Annotated in this window: 17 protein-coding genes; 5 read left to right on the top strand and 12 right to left on the bottom strand. The window is 46.2% G+C overall.

Features of this window, described 5'->3' with window-relative positions; translation table 11 throughout:
- Positions 1–29 precede the first annotated feature (29 nt).
- From PHQ97_11870 to pilM, 6 genes are all read right to left on the bottom strand, one after another.
- The gene (locus PHQ97_11870; GenBank protein MDD4393428.1) at positions 30–2,114 is read right to left on the bottom strand and encodes a hypothetical protein; all 2,085 of its coding nucleotides are present in this window, start codon (positions 2,112–2,114) and stop codon (positions 30–32) included.
- Between the two features lie 89 nt (positions 2,115–2,203).
- Complete coding sequence (gene pilQ, locus PHQ97_11865) at positions 2,204–4,921, bottom strand: type IV pilus secretin PilQ (protein ID MDD4393427.1); 2,718 nt, start codon at positions 4,919–4,921, stop codon at positions 2,204–2,206.
- A gap of 1 nt (position 4,922) precedes the next feature.
- Positions 4,923–5,600: a pilus assembly protein PilP gene (locus PHQ97_11860; protein MDD4393426.1), complete on the bottom strand. Its 678-nt coding sequence runs from the start codon at positions 5,598–5,600 to the stop codon at positions 4,923–4,925.
- 6 nt (positions 5,601–5,606) lie between these two features.
- Positions 5,607–6,236: a type 4a pilus biogenesis protein PilO gene (locus tag PHQ97_11855; protein ID MDD4393425.1), complete on the bottom strand. Its 630-nt coding sequence runs from the start codon at positions 6,234–6,236 to the stop codon at positions 5,607–5,609.
- A 27-nt stretch (positions 6,237–6,263) separates the two neighbouring features.
- Complete coding sequence (locus tag PHQ97_11850; protein MDD4393424.1) at positions 6,264–6,806, bottom strand: PilN domain-containing protein; 543 nt, start codon at positions 6,804–6,806, stop codon at positions 6,264–6,266.
- Positions 6,803–7,858, bottom strand: coding sequence for a type IV pilus assembly protein PilM (gene pilM / locus PHQ97_11845; protein ID MDD4393423.1), 1,056 nt, complete (start codon positions 7,856–7,858; stop codon positions 6,803–6,805). The genes PHQ97_11850 and pilM overlap by 4 nt, the downstream gene beginning before the upstream one ends.
- A gap of 889 nt (positions 7,859–8,747) precedes the next feature.
- On the opposite strand from pilM, the gene PHQ97_11840 reads away from it, so the two are divergent.
- From PHQ97_11840 to PHQ97_11820, 5 genes are all read left to right on the top strand, one after another.
- A complete protein-coding gene (locus PHQ97_11840; protein MDD4393422.1) occupies positions 8,748–9,521 on the top strand; it encodes an ABC transporter permease in 774 nt (257 codons plus the stop codon).
- Complete coding sequence (locus PHQ97_11835) at positions 9,518–10,258, top strand: ABC transporter ATP-binding protein (GenBank protein ID MDD4393421.1); 741 nt, start codon at positions 9,518–9,520, stop codon at positions 10,256–10,258. Before PHQ97_11840 ends, PHQ97_11835 begins: the two co-directional genes overlap by 4 nt.
- Before the next feature lie 115 nt (positions 10,259–10,373).
- Positions 10,374–11,870 (top strand): MlaD family protein, encoded by a 1,497-nt coding sequence (locus PHQ97_11830; protein MDD4393420.1) that lies wholly within the window; start codon positions 10,374–10,376, stop codon positions 11,868–11,870.
- 185 nt (positions 11,871–12,055) lie between these two features.
- On the top strand, positions 12,056–13,477 hold the full coding sequence (locus PHQ97_11825) for an ATP-binding protein (protein MDD4393419.1): 1,422 nt from the start codon (positions 12,056–12,058) through the stop codon (positions 13,475–13,477).
- 1 nt (position 13,478) lies between these two features.
- Entirely contained in the window at positions 13,479–14,861 is a 1,383-nt protein-coding gene (locus tag PHQ97_11820) for a sigma-54 dependent transcriptional regulator (protein ID MDD4393418.1), read from the top strand.
- A 479-nt stretch (positions 14,862–15,340) separates the two neighbouring features.
- Here the strand turns inward: PHQ97_11820 and PHQ97_11815 are convergent, their stop codons facing one another.
- The 6 genes from PHQ97_11815 to PHQ97_11790 form a co-directional block, all read right to left on the bottom strand.
- Positions 15,341–16,033, bottom strand: a complete 693-nt coding sequence (locus tag PHQ97_11815; GenBank protein ID MDD4393417.1) for a tetratricopeptide repeat protein — start codon at positions 16,031–16,033, stop codon at positions 15,341–15,343.
- Between the two features lie 117 nt (positions 16,034–16,150).
- On the bottom strand, positions 16,151–16,603 hold the full coding sequence (locus PHQ97_11810) for an SH3 domain-containing protein (protein ID MDD4393416.1): 453 nt from the start codon (positions 16,601–16,603) through the stop codon (positions 16,151–16,153).
- Complete coding sequence (locus tag PHQ97_11805; protein ID MDD4393415.1) at positions 16,576–17,202, bottom strand: MBL fold metallo-hydrolase; 627 nt, start codon at positions 17,200–17,202, stop codon at positions 16,576–16,578. The genes PHQ97_11810 and PHQ97_11805 overlap by 28 nt, the downstream gene beginning before the upstream one ends.
- 339 nt (positions 17,203–17,541) lie before the next feature.
- Complete coding sequence (locus PHQ97_11800; protein MDD4393414.1) at positions 17,542–18,177, bottom strand: metallophosphoesterase family protein; 636 nt, start codon at positions 18,175–18,177, stop codon at positions 17,542–17,544.
- A gap of 72 nt (positions 18,178–18,249) precedes the next feature.
- A complete protein-coding gene (gene feoB, locus PHQ97_11795; protein MDD4393413.1) occupies positions 18,250–20,430 on the bottom strand; it encodes a ferrous iron transport protein B in 2,181 nt (726 codons plus the stop codon).
- Positions 20,431–20,436: 6 nt separating this feature from the next.
- The coding region (locus PHQ97_11790) for a FeoA family protein (GenBank protein MDD4393412.1) at positions 20,437–20,664 on the bottom strand (228 nt) is incomplete at its 5' end.

Below are 20,664 nucleotides of genomic sequence, written 5' to 3'. Positions count from 1 at the left end.
ATAATCAGACACCGTCTGCTTTACTTGTCCTAATCGACCGTGCCAGTAATAATCGCCGTATAAACAACGCCGTCCCAGGTGACTTTCGCTTCAACTGTTGTAATTTCAGCTGCATCTGTATCACCTGAATCACTGTCCGATAGAATAAATTCATATTCAATCAAGCCAAGCTGGCCCACAGCATCCGGCCCAACGGCATTCGTGTCAGCATAAAGATAAGACTTATTACCGGAAAGAGTTCCGGCTCCGGCGGTTTTTGAGACGCTTAATTTCGATCCGGATGTTAACGTATTTAAATTCCGGTCGCATACCAACAATTTAAACGTCTGTGATCCGCCATCGGGAATAGAAAAACCATCATCGACGGTTTGAAACAAGACAATCGGTGACCCGGTGATCAAAATCGGCATATGGCCAAATATAAATTTATTAGAATCCCATTGACCATTTTTACCCGTCCAGACGCCATCATCTATCGCATCGATGTATATTTCTTGGGGGTCAGGATTTCCAAGGGGAAGGGTTCCATCATCATATGTCCCATTTCCGTTATAATCGATAAACGGCTCTTCAACGGTATCAATAAAAAACTCTCCCGCGTCATACATGCCGTTCATATTCCCATCGACATAATGCTCCTCGCCTTTCGTGTAGACGAGGATATCGCATACCCCATCCCGGGGATTACCCGTTGAAACCCCATAGGTATTGAATACATAAGTCTGCAAAGCAGTTTCCCAAGCAAGCGGGGCCACATCCTCCGGAGCGGAAATACCGGAATAAATCGGTTGTTGCGTCCTGGCCACAACTGTCGCCGTACCATCAGTAACGAGTGCTTGGACATTTGTTGCCTCACCTGAGAATAATGCCAGACCAACCTCACAAGCAAATGAAACCTCTGTTCCATCAAGAACATTATAATTTCCAAATCGATCCGCCAAATAGGCTGAGATCAGAGTTTGTTCATCATTATATTTAAACCCCGGGAGATTGAATGTGCCAGCCGAGAGGCTGAACCATTTTGCGGAAGGCATGCCCCCCCCGATCGATACGACCGGGGCCTGGACCGTAATCGGTATTCCTGACGGGTTGATGGTGGCTCGGATGGTAACCGGCCCTGCATATGTACCACTGACCAACTGCACCTGGGCGATTCCGCCCGCATCGGTAGATACATCTATTTGATCTGGCGTGCCATCCCCGGACGGGTCGATATACTCACCGCCATTCGGTCCAGCCATCTGGATCGATACATTTTCTCCGGAAAGCGGATCACCATTGCTGTCTTTAACGATAAATTTTATAATCGATATCATGGCACCTGCGGTCCCCTGAAGTGCTATGATCTGAGGGTCGGCAGAATCAAATTCAATAGATGTGGCCGGCGCGTCAGATACGGTGACCGGAATCGTCCGGGAAGCGGTTCCCGAAGAGGCCACAATCGTAGCGATTCCCGGAGTAACTGAAGCTTGAAACGTTGCGGTTGCAACTCCACCGTTTGTGGTGGCACTTACTGATATGGTGCCGGATTCGGTATTTTCGACATCAAAGTTTACGGTGGTCCCGTTTTGCACCAGCGCCCCTTGGGCATCTTTTACAGTAGCGGTGATGGTGGACGTCCCCCGGACGATAAGTTCCTGGGGGCTTGCACTTAATTCAATGGACTTTGCCACCGCAGTTTCTATAATATTAATGGTAAAAACCTGATCGTTTTCTATCGTCCCTGCAGTTGCGGTGATTTGGACTTGTCCTGTTCTGCTTCTTGCGGTAAATGTGGCGGCAGCCACACCACTTCCATCGGTCGCTGCACTGCTGGTGATAAACCCTAAGGTTGGATTATCCAGAGTAAACAAAACGGACTGTCCGGCGATTGTATTACCGTTTGCCGAATATACGGTTGCATACACATTTGATGAATCACCGGGATTAATGTAATCTGAAGACAAATTTTCTGTTGATAGAATATTAATTGTATCCGGAGTGATACTTGATGAATCGACTTCAGACACGCCTGATCCGGACGATCCGGACGATCCGCAACCAGCCGATAAAAAAGAAAATACAATTAAGACCACAATTAGAAATACTTCCGTATTAATCCGAAATAACCTCATGAGATTTCCTTTTCAATTCTTCTTTCATTACTTATTTTAAACTTTTTTTTACAAAGCCATCAACATGTCACTCAGCGTGATCTTAAAACTTACAAAGCCCTTTGTTCCATCTTAACTATCCGCGGTGTAATGAAAATCAACAATTCTTCCTTGATATTACTGTCGCTATTGGATTTAAACAACCATCCGAATCCCGGCACCTTGGATAGTCCCGGCACGCTGTCTTTACTTTCATCTGTTTTAGATCTTATGATTCCACCAATGACCAACGTGTCTCCATCTTCAACCAGGAGCTCCGTTTCAGCTTCTTTAATACTGATAAATGGTTCCCCTGTTGAAAGCACGCCGGCGACATCATTTTTCTCAATTTTTAAAATCATATTGATTCGATTGTCGGGTGTGATATGGGGAGTAACCTCAAGAGTCAGATTGATATCCTTGTATTCGACAGAAATCGATCCATCCTCATCTTTAACCTGATAGGGATATTCAAGGCCCTGCGTTATTTTAGCCATTTTATTATCTAATGTTATAATTCGTGGGGCAGAAATTATCTTAATATCGTTTTCTGTTTCCAATGCCATGAGCTTAGCACTGATTGTAAGTGGGCTACCTAATATTCTGCTGAAATTCACACCAATGCTTCCCCCTTTTGTTTCATCAACAAGCGGAAGGTTCATGGCCAGATTCCATCCGTAAGTTCCCCCCAGCGTATCAAAGCCTCTTTGAGGACCAAGGCCCGCGTTATCCGCTGTATTTTCGATTCCTCCATCTGCCGACCATGAGGTACCGATTTCTTTTGCAATATCAGAACTGGCCTCAACGATCCGGGCTTCAATCATAACCTGCGGGGTAACCATATCCAGATGATTGACAATTTCTTTGGCTTTACGGATCGTTTCTGCCACATCCGTCAAGACGATCTGATTGGTGCGCTCATCAACGCTGATCGATCCCCGATCTTTGGAAATGATTGTCTCAAGATGCTTTATCAAATCATTGGCAGTGGAATAATTGACGGAAATATATTCTGTTACCAGAGGCTCCACCGCTTTTACCTGTTCCTTTGTTTTCTGCTCGGATGCAAGCCGGGCTCTTCTGGCATCTTCTTCTTTTTTAAGGGTTGCAATGGTGGCGATCCGGATAATATCGCCTTCCATGACGCTATTCAGCTGATTCATCCTGAGGATCAAATCCATCACCTGATCCCATGGAACCGGTTTGTCCAGGCTCAAGGTGACCTTGCCTGACACCTCTTTATCAATCGCAAAATTCTTACCGCTGACCTCCATCAATATGCGGAATACATTCTTGATATCGGTATCATAAAAATCCAGAGCGATCTTTTCACCGGTGTATTTTTTCCCTTTCGAAACGGCGTTGACCGACGGTTCAGATTCTGTCAGGGGCGGCAACGGCCTGTCATCGGCAACCCGGGCGACGACCTGCTTCCATGCCGGCAGGCCGGCATCTTCAAACGGCTTGGGAGGGATGGAGGATGCGTCAAAATGGACATTCAGAAGGCTGGCGGTTTGCTCAACATGATAAGGGACCGCTTCTCTCAACTCGATGGACACCATGGAAACATTCTTCATCTCCGGCGTCTGGATAGGGATAATTCGATCGACCGCGCTTTCAAACCGGGTGGTGATCAGTGCACGCTGACGGTAATCGGCAAGATTGGAATTATACAATTTGAGTTGAAGCAATTTGTCCGAAACTTTATTGATCTCATAATTAACAGGACGGGTGCTTCCGATAACAAGGGTCGATTTCCCCTCATCACCGGCGGAAAAATCTATGCGATTGATCCATACTGGCGCTTGCGTCTGATTTTTTTCCCGACGGGCTTCGAGGCTTGTAACCAGCCCGTTCAGCGGACCGGAGTCAATTTTTTCCGCAGCGGCATCTGAAACCGTTGTTTCCGTACCAATAAAGATCTCAAGGCCGGCATCGACCGGATGGACGGCCGCAGCGCCCAGATATGGATCATAGGTATCCAGTACCAGTCTGAAATTGCCTGAATCGCCATAATGCCGGATTCGTCTTACCCATCGTGTGTCGACATCGACGGTCTGCTCTCCGGAAAACGGGCTTTGAAGCCGGGATATATCAAACACGATTCGGGCGGGCTTTCCTTCGCCGCTTTTGATTGTAAAAGATTTATAATCTAAAACGGGCTTCCGGGCATTGAGCATAATTTTAAGACCGCTGTTCAGACGCTCAACGGTTATGGTCTGCAGCTGATTATCATCAGAAAGCGGTTTATTTTGATTTGAAACGGTAACGCCTTCGGCAGGATTAAGGGCAATGCCCGGTTTTTTTTCTGTCTCTCCGGCCATCTGGCGCTGTGCGGATCTGGCAAAGGAGAGGTCAAGCGTTGTGCCGTCCCGTGACACATCATATACGGCGTCTTTTTTCAATACGATTTCAATTCGTGACGTATTGTCATTTTCCCCCAATTTGGTTGCATGAATGCCTGAAATAATATCATTTTCCGGAAGTTCTGAAATATCGATTCCGTCTATCACGGTGTCCGGAAAATACAGAACAACCGCCCGGGGAAAGGGTTGTTTGATTGAGGTATACGTAAGCAGTTTGTTTCCCTGAATCAAAATATCGATTGAATCCGGATTCAGCACCGAACAGATACCCTTGATAACTTTGGAGGATGACGACGGGTCAATCAGTCGCTCGCCGGTTTTTACATGCTGCGGAGCGATGCAGCCTGTAAACATAGTGCTCCATGCCAGAAGGCCGACAAGCAAAATTCCGATTCCTGCCACTCGATCATTTTTATAGCTCATGTTACTCTTCTCCAGGAGGTTTCTGAAGCTTCATTTCTCGTTTTCTGACAACCACTTTACCCGGAATATCTTCAAATTCCTCTTCAACAATGACCCGATCCTTTAAGATATCGGTCACCTTGCCGGAATGAATCCCGATAAATGTACCTTCGACAATGATGTATCCTTTACCGGAAGATTCTTCAACCAAGGCTTTATTAGCGCCTTTTGCCCGGATGATGCCTGCCAGTTTCAACTGGCTCAGGTCAATTTTTTCAAGCGGCGTCAGAGGAATTCTCTTTTTTCTCTCACCGTTTTTTATTTCTTCACTATCGGAGCCAATCCCTCCGATCAGGGGCATAAAAGGATTCACCTTTCCTTCAGGATCATAGACGTACACCGGTGGCTGTATTTCAGCCGAATTTGAGGCGGATTCTGCCGGTGTCGCTGATTGACCCGACGGCACACCGGATTCGTCCCCTGTGGCCGGGGCCGGTTGAGGCGCAGCCTGCTTCACTTCAGGGGCCAACGGTTCTGCCGCCCTGGCCGCTGGTGGAGGAGAAGTCGGAATCGATATCTTTTTCACCACCACCATCGGTGTCCGGACCGTTTCCTCGGTTTTCCGGCATCCCCCACAGGTAAGGATCAACACACACAACAGACAAACGATTCTTAGCAGAATAACCGCAAAATTTTGCATAACAGTCTATTTATTCTTTTGATTCGAAGGTTGTTTCTCATCCTTAACCGGATCAGAGATAAATCGATAGGTTACCGCTTTACAGGACGTAAGGAGCTTTCCCTCTTTTGGGGAAAAAACCATCCTGATATCCTTAATATTGACGATTCGGGACAATATCGACACGTTATCGAAAAACTGTGCCACATTGTGATAATTTCCTTCCACCTGAATGGAAACAGGAATTTCGGCATAAAACTCCCTGCTCTGTTCGGCTTCCGGCTGGAACAATATAAAATCCAGCCCGGACTCCTTTCCGGACTGGGAAATGCTTGCAAGCAATGAGGGAATATCTTTCTTCTCCGGAAGTTTTTTCAGCACTATTTTAAACTCGTCTTCAGCTTTCTCCCTTTTTTCCCGATAACGCTCAAGTTGTGCGGCCTGGATTCTGGAGGAAGACAACTTTGCTCCCAGCTGCTCATATTGCTCGGTCATATCCTTAATCTGGCTTATCTTCGGCAGGTAGGAAAAATAGGCAAAAGCACCTATCAGCAGCACGAACACACTGACGCATATCAGAATTCTCTGAGCTCTGGAAAGATTTCCGATTTTCTCAAATACGGGATCAACGGTTGATGAGATATTCACGCTGTTCATAGGATACCGCCCTTTTAACGTTCAGACTCAGCCCTTCATTTTGCATGAAATATCGAAGTGTTTCAGTTTCATATTATTGATAGTCGTCTGTTTCAGGGTCCTTAAATTGACGCAGGGAAACAGGGTTGAATTTTCCAGCCGGGTCATGAAGTCGGCAACTGTTTTATTATCCAGCGCAATCCCGGCAATGGAAACTTCATTGTCTGTTGCACTCAGGCTCTCAAACCACATCCTTTTCTGGACAATGAGCCGGGTCATGGCATCGAGGAGTTTCACCGGCACTTTACGGCTGGAATCCAGCTGGCTGATAATCTCCATTTTTTTTGACAATACGTCGAGTTCTTTTTTTATCTTGTTGATCTCTTTGACTTTTTGCTCATATTGAGCGATTTGTTTTTTGGTATCTTCAACCTTTATTGTCAACTCGGACAATTTGCCATTCAAATATGTATGGGCATAGACACAAACGATGGAAACCAGAATTAACATCAGAAAAAAAATGGACACCTGACGTCTGACATTTTCTTTCTTTCGAGCGGTTCGATATGGCAGCAGATTAATTCGTATCATTTGTCATTTACTTTTCTCAAAGCCAGCCCTAAGCATATAGCCGCCTGGGGTGCAATTTGCTGGAGATAGGATGATTCATACTCGCCGCTGTCAACAGCAAGTTGTTGAAAGGGATTGATGGTTTCAACTTCCGCCGATGTTTCAATTGCCAGAAGGTGACGGAATTCCTTGATATGCCCGCCCCCCCCACTGAGTATGATCCTGTGAATTTGATCCTCCGGATAGGTTGAATAAAAAAAGTCCAACGCTCTCCTGATTTCCAGACACCAATCCGATACAATGAATCCCACAATCTCCGTCAACTGCTCTCCGGATATCTTGTCCGATTCCTGACCGAGTTTAATTTTATCCGCGGTTTCAACCGAGCAATCAATCAACGAAACGATCTGCTGATCAATCTGACCACACCCAAGCGATACATCTCTCATGAATACCGATGTATTGCCTTTTAATATATTTAACGATGTCTTGCTGAACCCGATGTCGATCAGTGCGATGTTTTCCTCTGTCACATCATAATTGAATTCAAATATATTCTGGAGGGCAAATGCATCCACATCAACGACGCAGGGAATAAGATCAGCCATTTGAACCAGATTGACAAACCCGTCAATTATTTCCTGCTTGGCGGCAACCAGAAGGACATCCATCTGGTTGGAATTATGCTCATTGGGACCAATGATTTCAAAATCCAGATTTACCTCGGCTATATCAAACGGAATGTATTGTTCGGCTTCAAACTGAATGGTTTCCTGTACCTGGTCTTCGCTCATGGCGGACATGACAATCTTTTTCACAATAACGGAAGTCCCGCCGATCGAAATTGCCACATTCTTATTTTTAAAGTGATTGTCCTTAAACAGTTTCCGGATAGCCTGAGAGGCCCCCTGACAGTCCTTGACAGCTCCCTCTTCAATCATGCCCGGAGCGATATCGATCATTCCGAATCGTTTCAGGCTCACCCCTTTATGGGTAGCCGCTATCTCTCCAGCCTTAATTGTTCTGGAACCGATATCAAGCCCAACCAGTGTGTTTTTTTCTTTTAATATCATAGGACACCATCTCTGACTGTATTCGGGACAATTCCTTTACTACCGGTTTATTCAATCGTATCTGATAAAATCCCCTGACCATGAGCCGTCACGAAGCCCCGGCCACTGAAACGATCTGACATCTTTGAGACAGGCAGAAAATACCGCTTCCATATTTTCTGAGGCAGAATATTTTCCATTAAGCAGGCAAACAAGCGAAACAAACGCCGGAGCTTCATCTGTACACAGCGCCCCTCTCGTATGTTCGACATTTCATCCCGGCGCATTCCTACACTTCAGCGTAATTAATTTATTTTGAAAAAAATTTATAATTACCTTGTCCACAAATCAAGTCAAGAAAATTATGATATCTCACCAAATCAAACTTGATTATTTATTAAAGTTTCAACCGCTGGAAATCTGTGAACAACCTTCCCGATAATGCCGCACTTTCCTTATATCTTATCACTCGGTTTTCTGTTTCCATTCCCAATCGATATCCACACACAGAAGCCGTATCACATTTAAAAGCCTGAATTTTTTGTACAGACGTCACCCCGCCATTGGAGGAACATCAGCTTTACCTTGACTTTATAACTTAGTTTTCTTATAGCATAAAGAAAATAAACGGCCATAAAATAGTTCCATCACCCTTTTAATTATAATCAAACCTTCATGAGCGGTTTTTTTAGTCAATATATAGTCCAAAGACTTTTAAACCAACGGGTGTTGCATGATGTTATCTCAACATCTGCAAGCTGTCATCCAGTCAATAATCCGGCTGTGTCCGCCGGAAACCGTTTATTTCTTCACCTTCTGTAATCAACCTTATTCATGGAGGTTCCGGATTTAAATATCACGGAATTTTGTCTGCCGTAAACACACATAACCTCAAAGATTATAGACCGTTATGATACGCTTCCTGGAACTTGCCGGAAAACCGATTATTGCCATATGTGAAGAATTCGGAAGAATTGTTCTACTGTTATTTTCTGCCATTGGTTGGTTGCTGCGTCCGCCACTGCGCCTTCGGGTCATTATAAAACAAATGGAATTTGTGGGCGTAAACTCATTGTCCATCGTCATGATCACCGGCGCGTTTTCAGGGATGGTATTCGCGCTTCAATCCTATTACGGATTCAGGATGTTTGGCGGAGAGGGCCTTGTGGGAGTTACGGTCGCGCTGGCCATGACCCGAGAACTCGGCCCTGTGTTTACCGCACTGATGGTAACAGGCCGCGCCGGATCAGCCATGGCTGCCGAACTTGGCACCATGCGGGTCACTGAACAAATCGATGCCTTGTATACCATGTCGGTCAATCCGGTGCAGTATCTGGTTCTACCCCGAATACTCGCAGGCACCCTCATGCTTCCGGTACTTACCATCATCTGTGATTTTATCGGGATTGCCGGTGCATATTTTGTAGGGATAAGTTTACTCAAAATCAACTCCGGAATATTCATGTCCAGAATCTATGAACTCGTAGAAATGGAGGACATCCTCAATGGACTGATCAAATCGGCTGTTTTTGGATTGATTCTGTCTCTGGTAGGGTGTTACAAAGGATTTTATACAAAAGGCGGGGCAGAAGGTGTGGGCAAATCCACCACTGAATCCGTCGTATACGCTTCGGTTGCTATTTTAATCAGCGATTATTTTCTTACAGCGGTCATGTTCAGATGATCAAGCTAATCAAAATCAGCAAATCCTTCAAAGGCCAAAAGGTACTGGACGATCTTGATCTGACCATAGAGGCGGAAAAAATCACCGTTATCATCGGTCAAAGCGGGGGGGGAAAAAGTGTATTGCTCAAGCACATCATCGGATTGATTCGCCCTGATACCGGTCAGATACTCGTTGATGGCACAGACATCGGAGCCGCCAGCGAAAAGCAGCTCAACAACATACGCAAACAATTCGGCATGCTGTTTCAGGATGCCGCATTATTTGATTCAATGACGGTGGGAGAGAATATTGCCTTTCCCCTTAAAGAGCATACACGGTTAACTGAAAAAAAAATCATGGAAATTGTAGAATCCAAACTGGCCCTGGTCGGATTGAAAAATATATCCCATAAAATGCCTTCCGAACTTTCAGGGGGCATGCGCAAACGTGTTGGCCTGGCAAGGGCCATTGCACTGGATCCTAAAATCATCCTGTTTGATGAGCCTACCACCGGGCTGGATCCGCTGATGTGCAATGCGATCAACAATCTGATTGTAGAAGCCCAGCGAAATACGAAAGCGACCTGTGTCGTGATCAGCCATGACATTGAATCTACATTCAGGATTGCTCATAAAATCGCAATGTTGTATCATGGGAAAATTATTGAATCCGGCACCCCGGATGAAATACGCCGATCGAACCATCCCGTAGTACAGGAATTTATCGGTTCATGGAAAAATAAAGCACAACAATGAGCTGCCAGGTTCCCGTTTAATTTGAGTCAAGAAACGTCATTATCTTTTTATTACACTATCGAAAAGGCATTAAGTAAGGTGCCTTTTACACTTATTTTATAATGGTTCGGACAATATGGCCAAATTCAGCATAGAAGCAAAAGTCGGTGTTTTTGTTCTCATAGGCATCCTCATTCTTGGATATATGTCCATGAAAATCGGCCAACTGGCTTTTCAACAAAACGCCGGCTATGACATTCAGGTACAATTTATCTCCGCATCGGGTCTCAAGGAAGATGTGTCGGTTGAAATAGCGGGAGTGGAAATCGGCAGGGTCAGTAAAATCTCCCTTGACGGAAACAAAGCCCTTGTCACCCTGACGATTCGTCAGGATGTCAAACTGACCCGGGATGTGACAGCCGCCATCCGGACTAAAGGCATTCTGGGCGACAAATACGTTGAGCTGATTCCCGGCTCCGCTTCAGCGCCTCCGGTTCAGGCAGGTGAAAAAATTGTCCGGACAAAGGCGGCTACCGATATGGATACGCTGATCAATACCCTCGGGGAAGTCGCTGATGATATCAAACTGATCACCACGGCATTTACCCACGTGGTCGGGGGCGATGAAGGCGAAGCTTCCATTCGTGTAATTATGGACAACCTGAAAGAACTGGTGATTACGCTCAACGATACGGTCCGGAAAAACCAGGCGGACATCACAAAAACGGTTCGCAATTTTTCTGATTTTTCAGGCAAATTAAAAGACATCAGCGATGAGAATACCGACGACGTCCACACGATTGTGGCAAATATCCGCCAGGCCTCTGAAAACATCCAGACCCTTATAGCCGACTTAAACCAGATCACCTCAACCATAAATACCGGTCAGGGAAGTATCGGCAAACTGATTCATAAAAATGAAACCGTTGACAACTTGAATACCGCTCTTGTTTCTCTGAACCATATCACCGAAAAAATCAACCAGGGAGAAGGCACGCTTGGCAAGCTGGTCAACGATGAGGAGACGGTTGACAATTTGAACGCGACCTTATCGGGCTTGAACGATTTCATGTCCAAAGAAAAACGCTTCAAAACATTTCTCAGCTACAGGGGCGAATACCTGTTTGACAGCCAGGATGCAAAGTCCTATCTCTCACTTCGCATCCAGCCCAGAGAGGATAAGTATTACCTGCTTCAGGTGGTAGATGATCCCAGAGGCGATACGGATATCACGGATATTACGGGAACCCGGAACGGTACGCCGTTCAGCGAACATATCGAGGAAACGGATAAGGATGAACTGAAATTTTCAGCTCAGATTGCCAAGCGCTATTACGATATTGCCTTCAGAGGCGGTTTGTTTGAATCTACGGGAGGGGTCGGCATTGATTATTATCTGTTCAACGACCGGCTGACCTTCTCTTTTGAGGCCTTTGATTTTGATTCCGAAAAAAATGCCCATTTAAAATTCAAGGCTGATTTTACGCCGTTTCAACATATTTATCTGACAGCGGGCTTTGATGATTTTATCAGTGACGAGGGGGACGAATCCCTTTTTATCGGAGCCGGAATTGATTTTTCCGATGAAGATATAAAAACGCTGCTGCTCAGCGTTCCATTGCCAACCAATTAAAGATCCGTTTAATTGGAAGCCGTTGCGGCCCTCCGTATGCGACTGCCGCAGCGGCCGACCGACTGCCATAACATCATTTGAATTAATATGTTAATGTATCTGTCTGACAGTGCGCGAACGACACACCGTGTTTTGCACTCAGGCACCTAACCACTCAACATTTTTTGCATACACAGCTTGATTGATTGAACTCACACGTTACAGAAGAAAAAGTCAAACCGTTCAGACTGGTTAAATACTTCACCTTTACGAGTCTTATTGTTATCTTTATTGGCACGATGGTGCTGGCTGTTTTAAATTCTCACTGGGCGCGAACCATGCAGCGCAAAACCAGTGAAGATTACGCCCTGCTGCTTGCCGAAAATTTAAATCATCAGGTATTTCTGCAATTCGTTATCCCTGTGGCCCTCAGATACGGTAAAATCCAGCTCAGAAACCCGGATCAATTTGAACGAATGGACAAGGTGGTCAAAAACACCCTTCACAGCTTCAAGATCGACATGGTCAAAATCTACGATATGAATAATATCATTTCATATAGTATCGACAAAACCCTGGTCGGCAAGGAAAATCTTGGCGGAACCGGATATTCTCAAGCGATTGGCGGGAAATGCTCCTCCGAATTGATTCAACGGGGCAACTTTATGCAAATTCTGATGGGATTTCCTGAAGAAAGCAAACTGATCACGTCCGTTCCCTTTCGAGCCGAAAAACCCCTTTCAAGAGCATCCGGACCTGTCTTGGGGGTCATCGAAATCATTCAGAATTTATCTGATGACTACAAAGTCATCTCCGGATACCAGATTCTGGTGATCAAAACCTATGCACTGGTGATGGGCCTTATTTTTCTGGTACTGCTGTTTATTGTCAAGCGCGGTGAAGGCATCATCGAAAAACGGGCTCTGGAGCAGATGGAACTCAAAGAACAGCTCAGTCTGGCAAAGCACCTGTCTTCCCTGGGAGAAATGATCGCCGGAATTTCCCATGAAATCCGCAACCCGCTAGGCATTATCAAAAGTTCGGCCGAACTGCTGAAAAAAAAGATGGCCGACGTTGATCCATCAAACGCCATCCCGGATATCATTGTTGAAGAATCCATGCGGCTGAATCATATCATCACGGATTTTCTGGATTGTGCGAAACCGAAAAAACCGAATCTGCTTCCCTGCCGGATCATTGACGTCCTGGAAAAAAATATCACCTTCTTATCGACGCATATGCAGCAGCAGGGCTATTCGATCATAAAAAACCTCCAGGATGATGTTCCGGAAATCTCTGCGGACCCGGGCATGCTTTATCAGGCATTTCTGAACATTCTCATCAATTCAATGCAAGCCATGCCCGATGGGGGAAAAATACACATCGATATCAGCGCTTCGGCATCGGATGTTATCATTGCCTTTAAAGATGAAGGCGCCGGCATCCCTCAGGATGTTCTTGAAAACGTCTGGAACCCGTTTTTTACCACCAAGGAAAACGGAACCGGCCTTGGCCTGGGTATTGTCAGAAACATTATCGAATCCCATGGCGGCACGATCCGGATTGAGAACCGGCCGGTCTGGGGTGCACAGGTAACGGTCTGGCTCCCTGTCCTGAAGGAGACATAATATGGAGACAATTCTTATTGTCGATGATGAAAAAAATTATCCGCTGATTTTAAGCGCTGTTCTTGGAGAAGAAGGGTTTGAAACATTAACGGCCAACAATGCCTTCGATGCGCTGGACATTCTGAATGTTTCCGATGTGGATCTGGTGCTGACAGACATGAAAATGCCTTCGATGGACGGCATTGAAATGCTTGATAAAATTAAAAGCAAACGGCCTGACATTCCCGTAATCATGATGACCGCATACGGTACGGTTGAAAAAGCCGTTGAAGCCATGCAAAAAGGGGCGTTCAGTTATATCACCAAGCCGTTTGACAATGACAAGCTGGTCGCTTATGTGAACAAAGCACTTGACATGTCCCGCGTCGTCAAGGAGAACACCCGGCTTCGCGATGCCGTCGAATCCCGATACAGCTTCGGCAACATCCTTGGCAAAAGCCGTTCGATGCAGGATGTCTTTGAAACGATTCGCAAGGTGGCAAACTCTACGGCAACCATACTGATCGAAGGGGAAAACGGAACGGGAAAAGAACTCGTCGCCAAATCCCTTCATTTTAACAGTCCCCGACGGGACAAACCTTTCATTGCCATCAACTGCACCGCCTTGGCTGAAAATCTTCTGGAAAGCGAACTTTTCGGCCATGAAAAAGGCTCATTTACCGGCGCGGCTTCCATGAAAAAAGGCCGATTTGAGCTGGCAGACGGGGGCACGCTGTTTCTGGATGAAATAGGAGAGCTTTCTCAACTGCTCCAGGTCAAACTGCTGCGGGTACTTCAGGAAAAAGTCTTTGAAAGAGTCGGCGGCATCAAAACGATCTCTGTGGATATCCGGATTATTGCCGCAACCAATAAAACATTAAAGCAGGAAGTGGAGCAGGGGCATTTCAGAGAGGACCTTTTTTATCGGCTGAATGTGCTCCATATTGCATTACCGCCTTTGCGGGAACGTCCCGAAGATCTTCACCTGTTGACCCGGCACTTCATGAATAAATATTCTGATGAACGGCAATCCGACATTCCCGTTACCGGCATTGATCAGGAAGTTGAACGGCTGTTTCATGACTTCAACTGGCCCGGTAATATCCGCCAGCTTGAAAATGTGATTGAACGAGCCATGATTCTATGCCCGGGCGGGCTGATCAAAGTTTCCGACCTGCCCAGAAATTTCAAGAAAACCGCCTACAACGTGCTTCATATCGAAGACGTCCCGGCTGATGCAAAATTATATGATACACTCGCCATGGTGGAAAAAAAAATGATCGAGCGGGCCATGAAACTCTCAGATAATGTACAGGCACATGCCGCACAACTGCTGGGGATCGGGAAAAGCGGACTGAATCAGAAAATCAAAAAATATCATCTGGACTTTGGTTCAAAATTTTAAACTTGTGTCTGACGCAGAAACGGGCGGGAATCCAGCCTGACAAGCACCCGGTGTTTTCGGGTTCAAAATTTTGAACCCGAAAACACATCCATAGTCTTTAATATATTCAGCAGGTTAGAGATACCAGCATCTTTTTCCGTTCAAATATTTGAACTCCATTGCCCAAACGCAGGCAATTACCATTTATATGACCGCTTTATTCTGATAGACCTAACTGCTTGTATTTTTTATACTTTTCATTAAAAAATAAACTTTTTTTCTTCACAGTTCCGATTTGGCAAAAAAATTGCATTAAATTAATTAAACCTAATACATATTAAACCTAATATTTTTCATCTGTCTTTCTCCTTAATGGCTGATCGGATATAATTCGATCAGCCATTTATTTTGCATCAATCCCGCTATCTATAATGATAGTCCCCGGCAAAAACAAATTGTGCCCATACGCCCGAATTTTTATCCGTCTTTGCCCCTCAGGCCTATCCATTTGCTTTTTCTTTTGCCAGCTCAAAGTATAATGAGCCTTCAGCACCAGCGGCAATCTGTTTGAACGCATCCGCACTCTGATCCGATTTTCCGGTTTTCTCGTAAAGAAGTCCCAGATGAAACAGGGCTTCATTTTTCATAAAAGAGTTCTCATCCGGATTTGCAAGCATCTCAAACCAGGTAATCGCGGCAGGCAGATCCCCCTTCGCTTCACTGCAATAGCCGAGACTGCTGATAATCAGCTCCCGGGAAGGAGATATACCGGAGAACTGATCCAGCAGCTCCCGATACAGGCCGGCAGCCTCATCGATCTTCCCGGCATTGTAATTGATATTGGCCAGTGCGACTTTTGCAAATTTCCCACCATACCGACCGGGATAGGTATCAACAATCTTCTGGAAATCACCTGCCACATCGGCTATCGCTTCCGGCCCCCCCTTCTCATTAACCAGCGCTTGATACCGGTTCGTGGCTTTTTGAAGCAATGCAAAGGCGTTGTTTTCATCCCTATTCGTGACGTGCCGATACCCGACAATCACCGAAAGCAAACAGATGCAGATTATCACCACCGATAAAACCGCTGTTTTGTGTTCCACTGCATACCGAATCAATTTACTGGAGAACGTCAGAAATTCATCGGGTCCTTTTAATAATTGTTTACGTGATATTTTTGTTTTCCTGGCCATCTTTCCTCCCCTGTTTCAACATATTTTTCCCCGGATCTGCAGATCTTCGGCTGAAACATCTGCAAAAGTTGATTTTATCGAATCACCGCCCTCTGAGCCGATGCAAAAGCCGGGGTCCTACCAGACCAGAGACGCATGGATCCATCCCTGATCTCCGTCAGCGTGCTGGATATGAAGCCAACTGTCTTTGCGTTGCAGCACTTTGAACGGGACCCCTTTATCGACAGTAAAAACGACAGTGGATCCGGTTCCCGCCCCGGACCGAACATTACAGTGATCTTTTTTTACAATTACTGACGCAACGCTGGAAACCAGCGCCTCATTGATCCAGCCTTCATCTCCTTCAAAATCGCTGAACAAATACCAATTACCACTTTTTTTCAAAATAACAAGCGGATAAAATTTTTCAACCCGCCACAATATGTCATACGTCGTGCCCGGGCCTGAACGGATATTCGCTGTAGCCTCTTTAACCGAGAGCCGCTCAGCCAGTGCAGTTGTACTCAGCATAAGCAAAAGGCAGCTGATTATCAGCACCAGTTTCAGGTTGAAAAAATAACGACGTCGCATAATCCCTCCAAAGCTTTTTTAAACTCGATTGCATCCCGGGTTGATCCGATGATCAGGTCATAGTGCATGGGAATCGCCACCGTGGGCTGAATCAGTTTCACCGCTTCAACGGCGGCTTCAACATTCATAACATAGGTGCCGGATACAGGGAGCATGGCGATGTCAGCCGAAAACGTCTCCATTTCCGGAATCAGATCCGTATCTCCGGCATGGTAAATTCGAATCGTGTCCACCGTGATGATAAAACCCAGCCAGTTTTTCCCCTTATGATGGAAATTTTTATTCACATTATAGGCACGGACCGCTTCAATTTGTATCCCGTAAACCGACAACTTGTCCCCGGGCGCTACGATACGGATATCGCCCGAAAGTTTTTCTGCCGAGTCGGATTCGGTTACAATAACCGACGAGGGCTTTTGAATCCGGCGGATATCATCTATGGAACAATGATCAAAATGCGGATGGGTAATCAATATAATGTCCGCAGGCACAATGTCCGTGACTTTATAGGGATCAATCACGATCACCGTTTGACCGGACCGGATCCGAAACCCGGAGTGCCCGAGCCACTTAATGTTTTTCAGCAGTTGCGTTATCATAACCCGCCTCTTTTTATATGGATAAGAAATTCAAACCGCCTTCCGTTGATAATCATAACATTGATCGCCTTGTAAAAAGTCATATTCAGCCCTCATTTGTCATTCACATAAAATAAGAAATCCCGTCAGTTAAGCACGTTATAGATTCCCGCCTGCGTGGGAATAACGGGCGTGGGTACTTTTTACGGGTTCATCACCATTGGGTTGCTTCAAAAACAGGTGGAATCAGAAGCGCTGAATTATCTGCTTCGCCATTTCGGCATCGCGGCCTGAAAACTGCCCAGGTTCCAATGCACCATCCGCTCCACGGATGGTTAGCCCTGAACACCGTTTACGAGGTCAGGAAAAATAAAATTTACAGGCCGGCAATTCCAGACAGGTGAGTTTATTACCATATACTGCGCCCGTATCGATTCCGATTTTATTCGGAAGCACCAACGGTTCGGCAAATGGCGTGTGGCCAAAAATAATCCGCTTACCAAAATCATGATCGGATCTGATAAACAAATCGCGAATCCAGAGAAGATCTTCAGGCCGCTGTCGTCTTAACGGCACATTATCGCGTAACCCGGCGTGCACAAATACATAATCATCGGTTTCATAGTACAGAAGCAATCCGGAAAAAAATTTCAGATGGCTATCGGGTATCAGGGGGGAAAGCGACCCGGCACGATGCGCCTGATAATTCTCCAGCGTCTGAGCCCCCCCATTGACTATATAAACGAACCGCATGGTCCCGGCCAGATAATTTTCAAGCATCTGTTCATGATTGCCCTTCAAAAAAACAATTCGTTGCCGCCGGGCACTCAACCCCGCCAGATACTGGACCACGTCATACGATTCATATCCCCGGTCAATATAATCCCCCAGAAACACGAGCGTATCCTGTTCGCCATCATAATCAATCCGATCCATGAGCGTGCACAGCTTTTGAAAGCAGCCATGGATATCACCAATGACAAAAATCTTTTCCATAGCCGGGGTTCTCCTGAAAGCACATCATCGAAACGGCAAACGAGGCGCAACCGGATGGATGCCGGCGGCCATTCAACCCAGCCCCAGGATCTTGCCTCCCTGATAAATGCAGAAGGAAACTCCCCAGGCAACGCCGGTGCTGTACGTGATGCTGAACCATGTCCATTTCCACGAATTCGTTTCCCGCCGGATCGTGGTTAACGTTGCCAGACACGGAACATACAGCAGCACAAAAAACATCATCGACAGGCCCGCCAGGGGGGTCATATCCGAAGCCATCAGTGCGGATCGAAGCGCATCGGATTTTTCTCCGGCAGCATAAAGGATTCCCATGGTGCTGATCACTATTTCCTTAGCGACAAAGCCGGTCATCAACGCCACACTGCCCCGCCAATCGATACCCAGAGGGGCAAACAGCGGCGATACAATTTTTCCAATACGGCCCATATACGACTGTTCAATTTTTTCAGCGTTACGGGCCGAAAAAATCCGTTTTAGCGCTTCATCGCGCCGGCCCTCCAGTAAGGATATCTGCGCAGGAGGCGAATTGATGATGCTCTGCTGATAGGATGTCTGCAGCTGAAGAATCTGCGCATCATAGTCCTGAGAATAGAGCGTCTGCTTCGGAAACGCGGCCAGTGCCCAGATAACGATGGAGCCGACCAATATAATGCCTCCCATTTTTTTCAAAAACATTTTGCTGCGGTCCCACATATGAATCAGGAGGCTTTTGAGCATGGGCACTCTGTACGGAGGCAGCTCCATGACAAAGGGGGCATCCGCCCCTTTTAACAACGTGGACCGAAGCAGACGGCCGGTTAAAATGGAAGCCAGGATGCCGGACAGATAAATGCAGAAGATAACGGTTCCGGCCCTGGCACTGAAAAAGGTACCCGCAATAACGATATAAATGGGAAGCCTTGCCGAACAGGACATAAACGGAGTAATCAGTATGGTGAGCAGCCGGTCTTTTTCGCTTTCCAGGGAACGGGCCGCCATGATGGCCGGAACATTACAGCCAAATCCCATCAGCATGGGAATAAACGACTTTCCGTGAAGCCCGATCAGGTGCATGATTTTATCCATTAAAAACGCCGCCCGGGACATATACCCGGTATCTTCAAATATGGCGATACAGAAAAACAGAATCAAAATATTCGGCAGAAACACGATCACGCTGCCCACGCCGGCGATGATTCCGTCGATGACAAGATCTTTCAACAGAGACTCCGGCAGGATCCCTGTCATCATTTTCGAAATCCACTCCACGCCGGTTTCTATCCCGTTCATGGGAACCGCGCCCAGCGTAAAGGTCAACTGAAACATGGCCCAGATGAAAAAAATAAAAATAGGAAACCCGACAAACCGATTGGTCAATACCAGATCAATATTCCGGGATATATCCACCCGCTGTTGCGTAGAGATTGTCTGGATTTCTTTAATGACGCCGGCAATAAATCCATACCGTTCATCGGTCATCACTATTTCCGGATCATCGTCAAAGCGATTGATCAGACGATCCCGGCACTGACCGGCCTTGCGCAGTATATGTTCACTGTGGTCACCCGCATAATCAGCGATTCGGTTCCGGACAATCGTATCATCCTCGAGCAGTTTAACGGCTGCCCATCTGAAATTATACGGCAGGCGGGCACCGGCATACTGTTTTATCTCGTGTTCCAGCTCAGTGATAGATTGTTCAATATCCTTGCTGTATTGAACCCGGCGGGGATTTTCCGACAGATTTACATCGGTTTCGGCCAACTCTATGGCTGCTTTCAACAGCTGGTCAATCCCCTCGTTTTGATTACCCACGGTAAACACGACCTTAACCGCCAACAGTTCGGAGAGTTTTTCAGCATCGATTTTGATGCCTCTGGAACGTGCCAGATCGGTCATGTTCAAGGCAAACAGCACCTTGCAGTCCAGCTCTCTGAGCTGGGTGGCCAGGTACAGATTTCTTTCCAGGTTGGATGAATCAATGATATCCACCACAACATCCGGATGCTCGTCAAGAATAAAATCCCGGGCAACGATCTCTTCGATGGAAAACGGGGTTAAGCTGTAGGTTCCGGGAAGGTCGACGATTTTGATCTCATACCCGTAACGGGATATATGCCCTTCTTTTTTTTCTACGGTAACGCCGGGCCAGTTGCCTACTTTCTGACGGGTTCCCGTAATGTTATTAAAAATCGTTGTTTTACCGGAATTCGGATTACCGGAAAGGGCAATGGTCAAGCAGTTTGATTTCATAATTAATTACTTCACCTCATCTACGGTGATCTGTTCAGCCTCTTCAACCCGAAGAGAAACATGATAGCCTTTTACGATCAGTTCCAGCGGATCCTTCAAGGGAGCATATTTTTCGACATATATCTCGACGCCCTTACCCATTCCCATTTCAAGAACTCTGCGTCGCAAAGCACCTATTCCACCCACCCGAACAATTGTTGCGCGTTGTCCTTTCTTCATCTCACTTAATTTCAT

The sequence above is a fragment of the Desulfobacterales bacterium genome, from assembly GCA_028704555.1.
GTDB lineage: Bacteria > Desulfobacterota > Desulfobacteria > Desulfobacterales > JAQWFD01 > JAQWFD01.
Note: the sequence above shows the minus strand (reverse complement) of the source record. Positions and strands in the feature narration are given on the sequence as shown.

Excerpts from the sequence above, each read along its gene's own strand:
- PHQ97_11870 (MDD4393428.1), bottom strand. The coding sequence starts at position 2,114 with ATGAGGTTATTTCGGATTAATACGGAAGTATTTCTAATTGTGGTCTTA.
- pilQ (MDD4393427.1), bottom strand. The coding sequence starts at position 4,921 with ATGAGCTATAAAAATGATCGAGTGGCAGGAATCGGAATTTTGCTTGTC.
- PHQ97_11860 (MDD4393426.1), bottom strand. The coding sequence starts at position 5,600 with ATGCAAAATTTTGCGGTTATTCTGCTAAGAATCGTTTGTCTGTTGTGT.
- PHQ97_11855 (MDD4393425.1), bottom strand. The coding sequence starts at position 6,236 with ATGAACAGCGTGAATATCTCATCAACCGTTGATCCCGTATTTGAGAAA.
- PHQ97_11850 (MDD4393424.1), bottom strand. The coding sequence starts at position 6,806 with ATGATACGAATTAATCTGCTGCCATATCGAACCGCTCGAAAGAAAGAA.
- pilM (MDD4393423.1), bottom strand. The coding sequence starts at position 7,858 with ATGATATTAAAAGAAAAAAACACACTGGTTGGGCTTGATATCGGTTCC.
- PHQ97_11840 (MDD4393422.1), top strand. The coding sequence starts at position 8,748 with ATGATACGCTTCCTGGAACTTGCCGGAAAACCGATTATTGCCATATGT.
- PHQ97_11835 (MDD4393421.1), top strand. The coding sequence starts at position 9,518 with ATGATCAAGCTAATCAAAATCAGCAAATCCTTCAAAGGCCAAAAGGTA.
- PHQ97_11830 (MDD4393420.1), top strand. The coding sequence starts at position 10,374 with ATGGCCAAATTCAGCATAGAAGCAAAAGTCGGTGTTTTTGTTCTCATA.
- PHQ97_11820 (MDD4393418.1), top strand. The coding sequence starts at position 13,479 with ATGGAGACAATTCTTATTGTCGATGATGAAAAAAATTATCCGCTGATT.
- PHQ97_11815 (MDD4393417.1), bottom strand. The coding sequence starts at position 16,033 with ATGGCCAGGAAAACAAAAATATCACGTAAACAATTATTAAAAGGACCC.
- PHQ97_11810 (MDD4393416.1), bottom strand. The coding sequence starts at position 16,603 with ATGCGACGTCGTTATTTTTTCAACCTGAAACTGGTGCTGATAATCAGC.
- PHQ97_11805 (MDD4393415.1), bottom strand. The coding sequence starts at position 17,202 with ATGATAACGCAACTGCTGAAAAACATTAAGTGGCTCGGGCACTCCGGG.
- PHQ97_11800 (MDD4393414.1), bottom strand. The coding sequence starts at position 18,177 with ATGGAAAAGATTTTTGTCATTGGTGATATCCATGGCTGCTTTCAAAAG.
- feoB (MDD4393413.1), bottom strand. The coding sequence starts at position 20,430 with ATGAAATCAAACTGCTTGACCATTGCCCTTTCCGGTAATCCGAATTCC.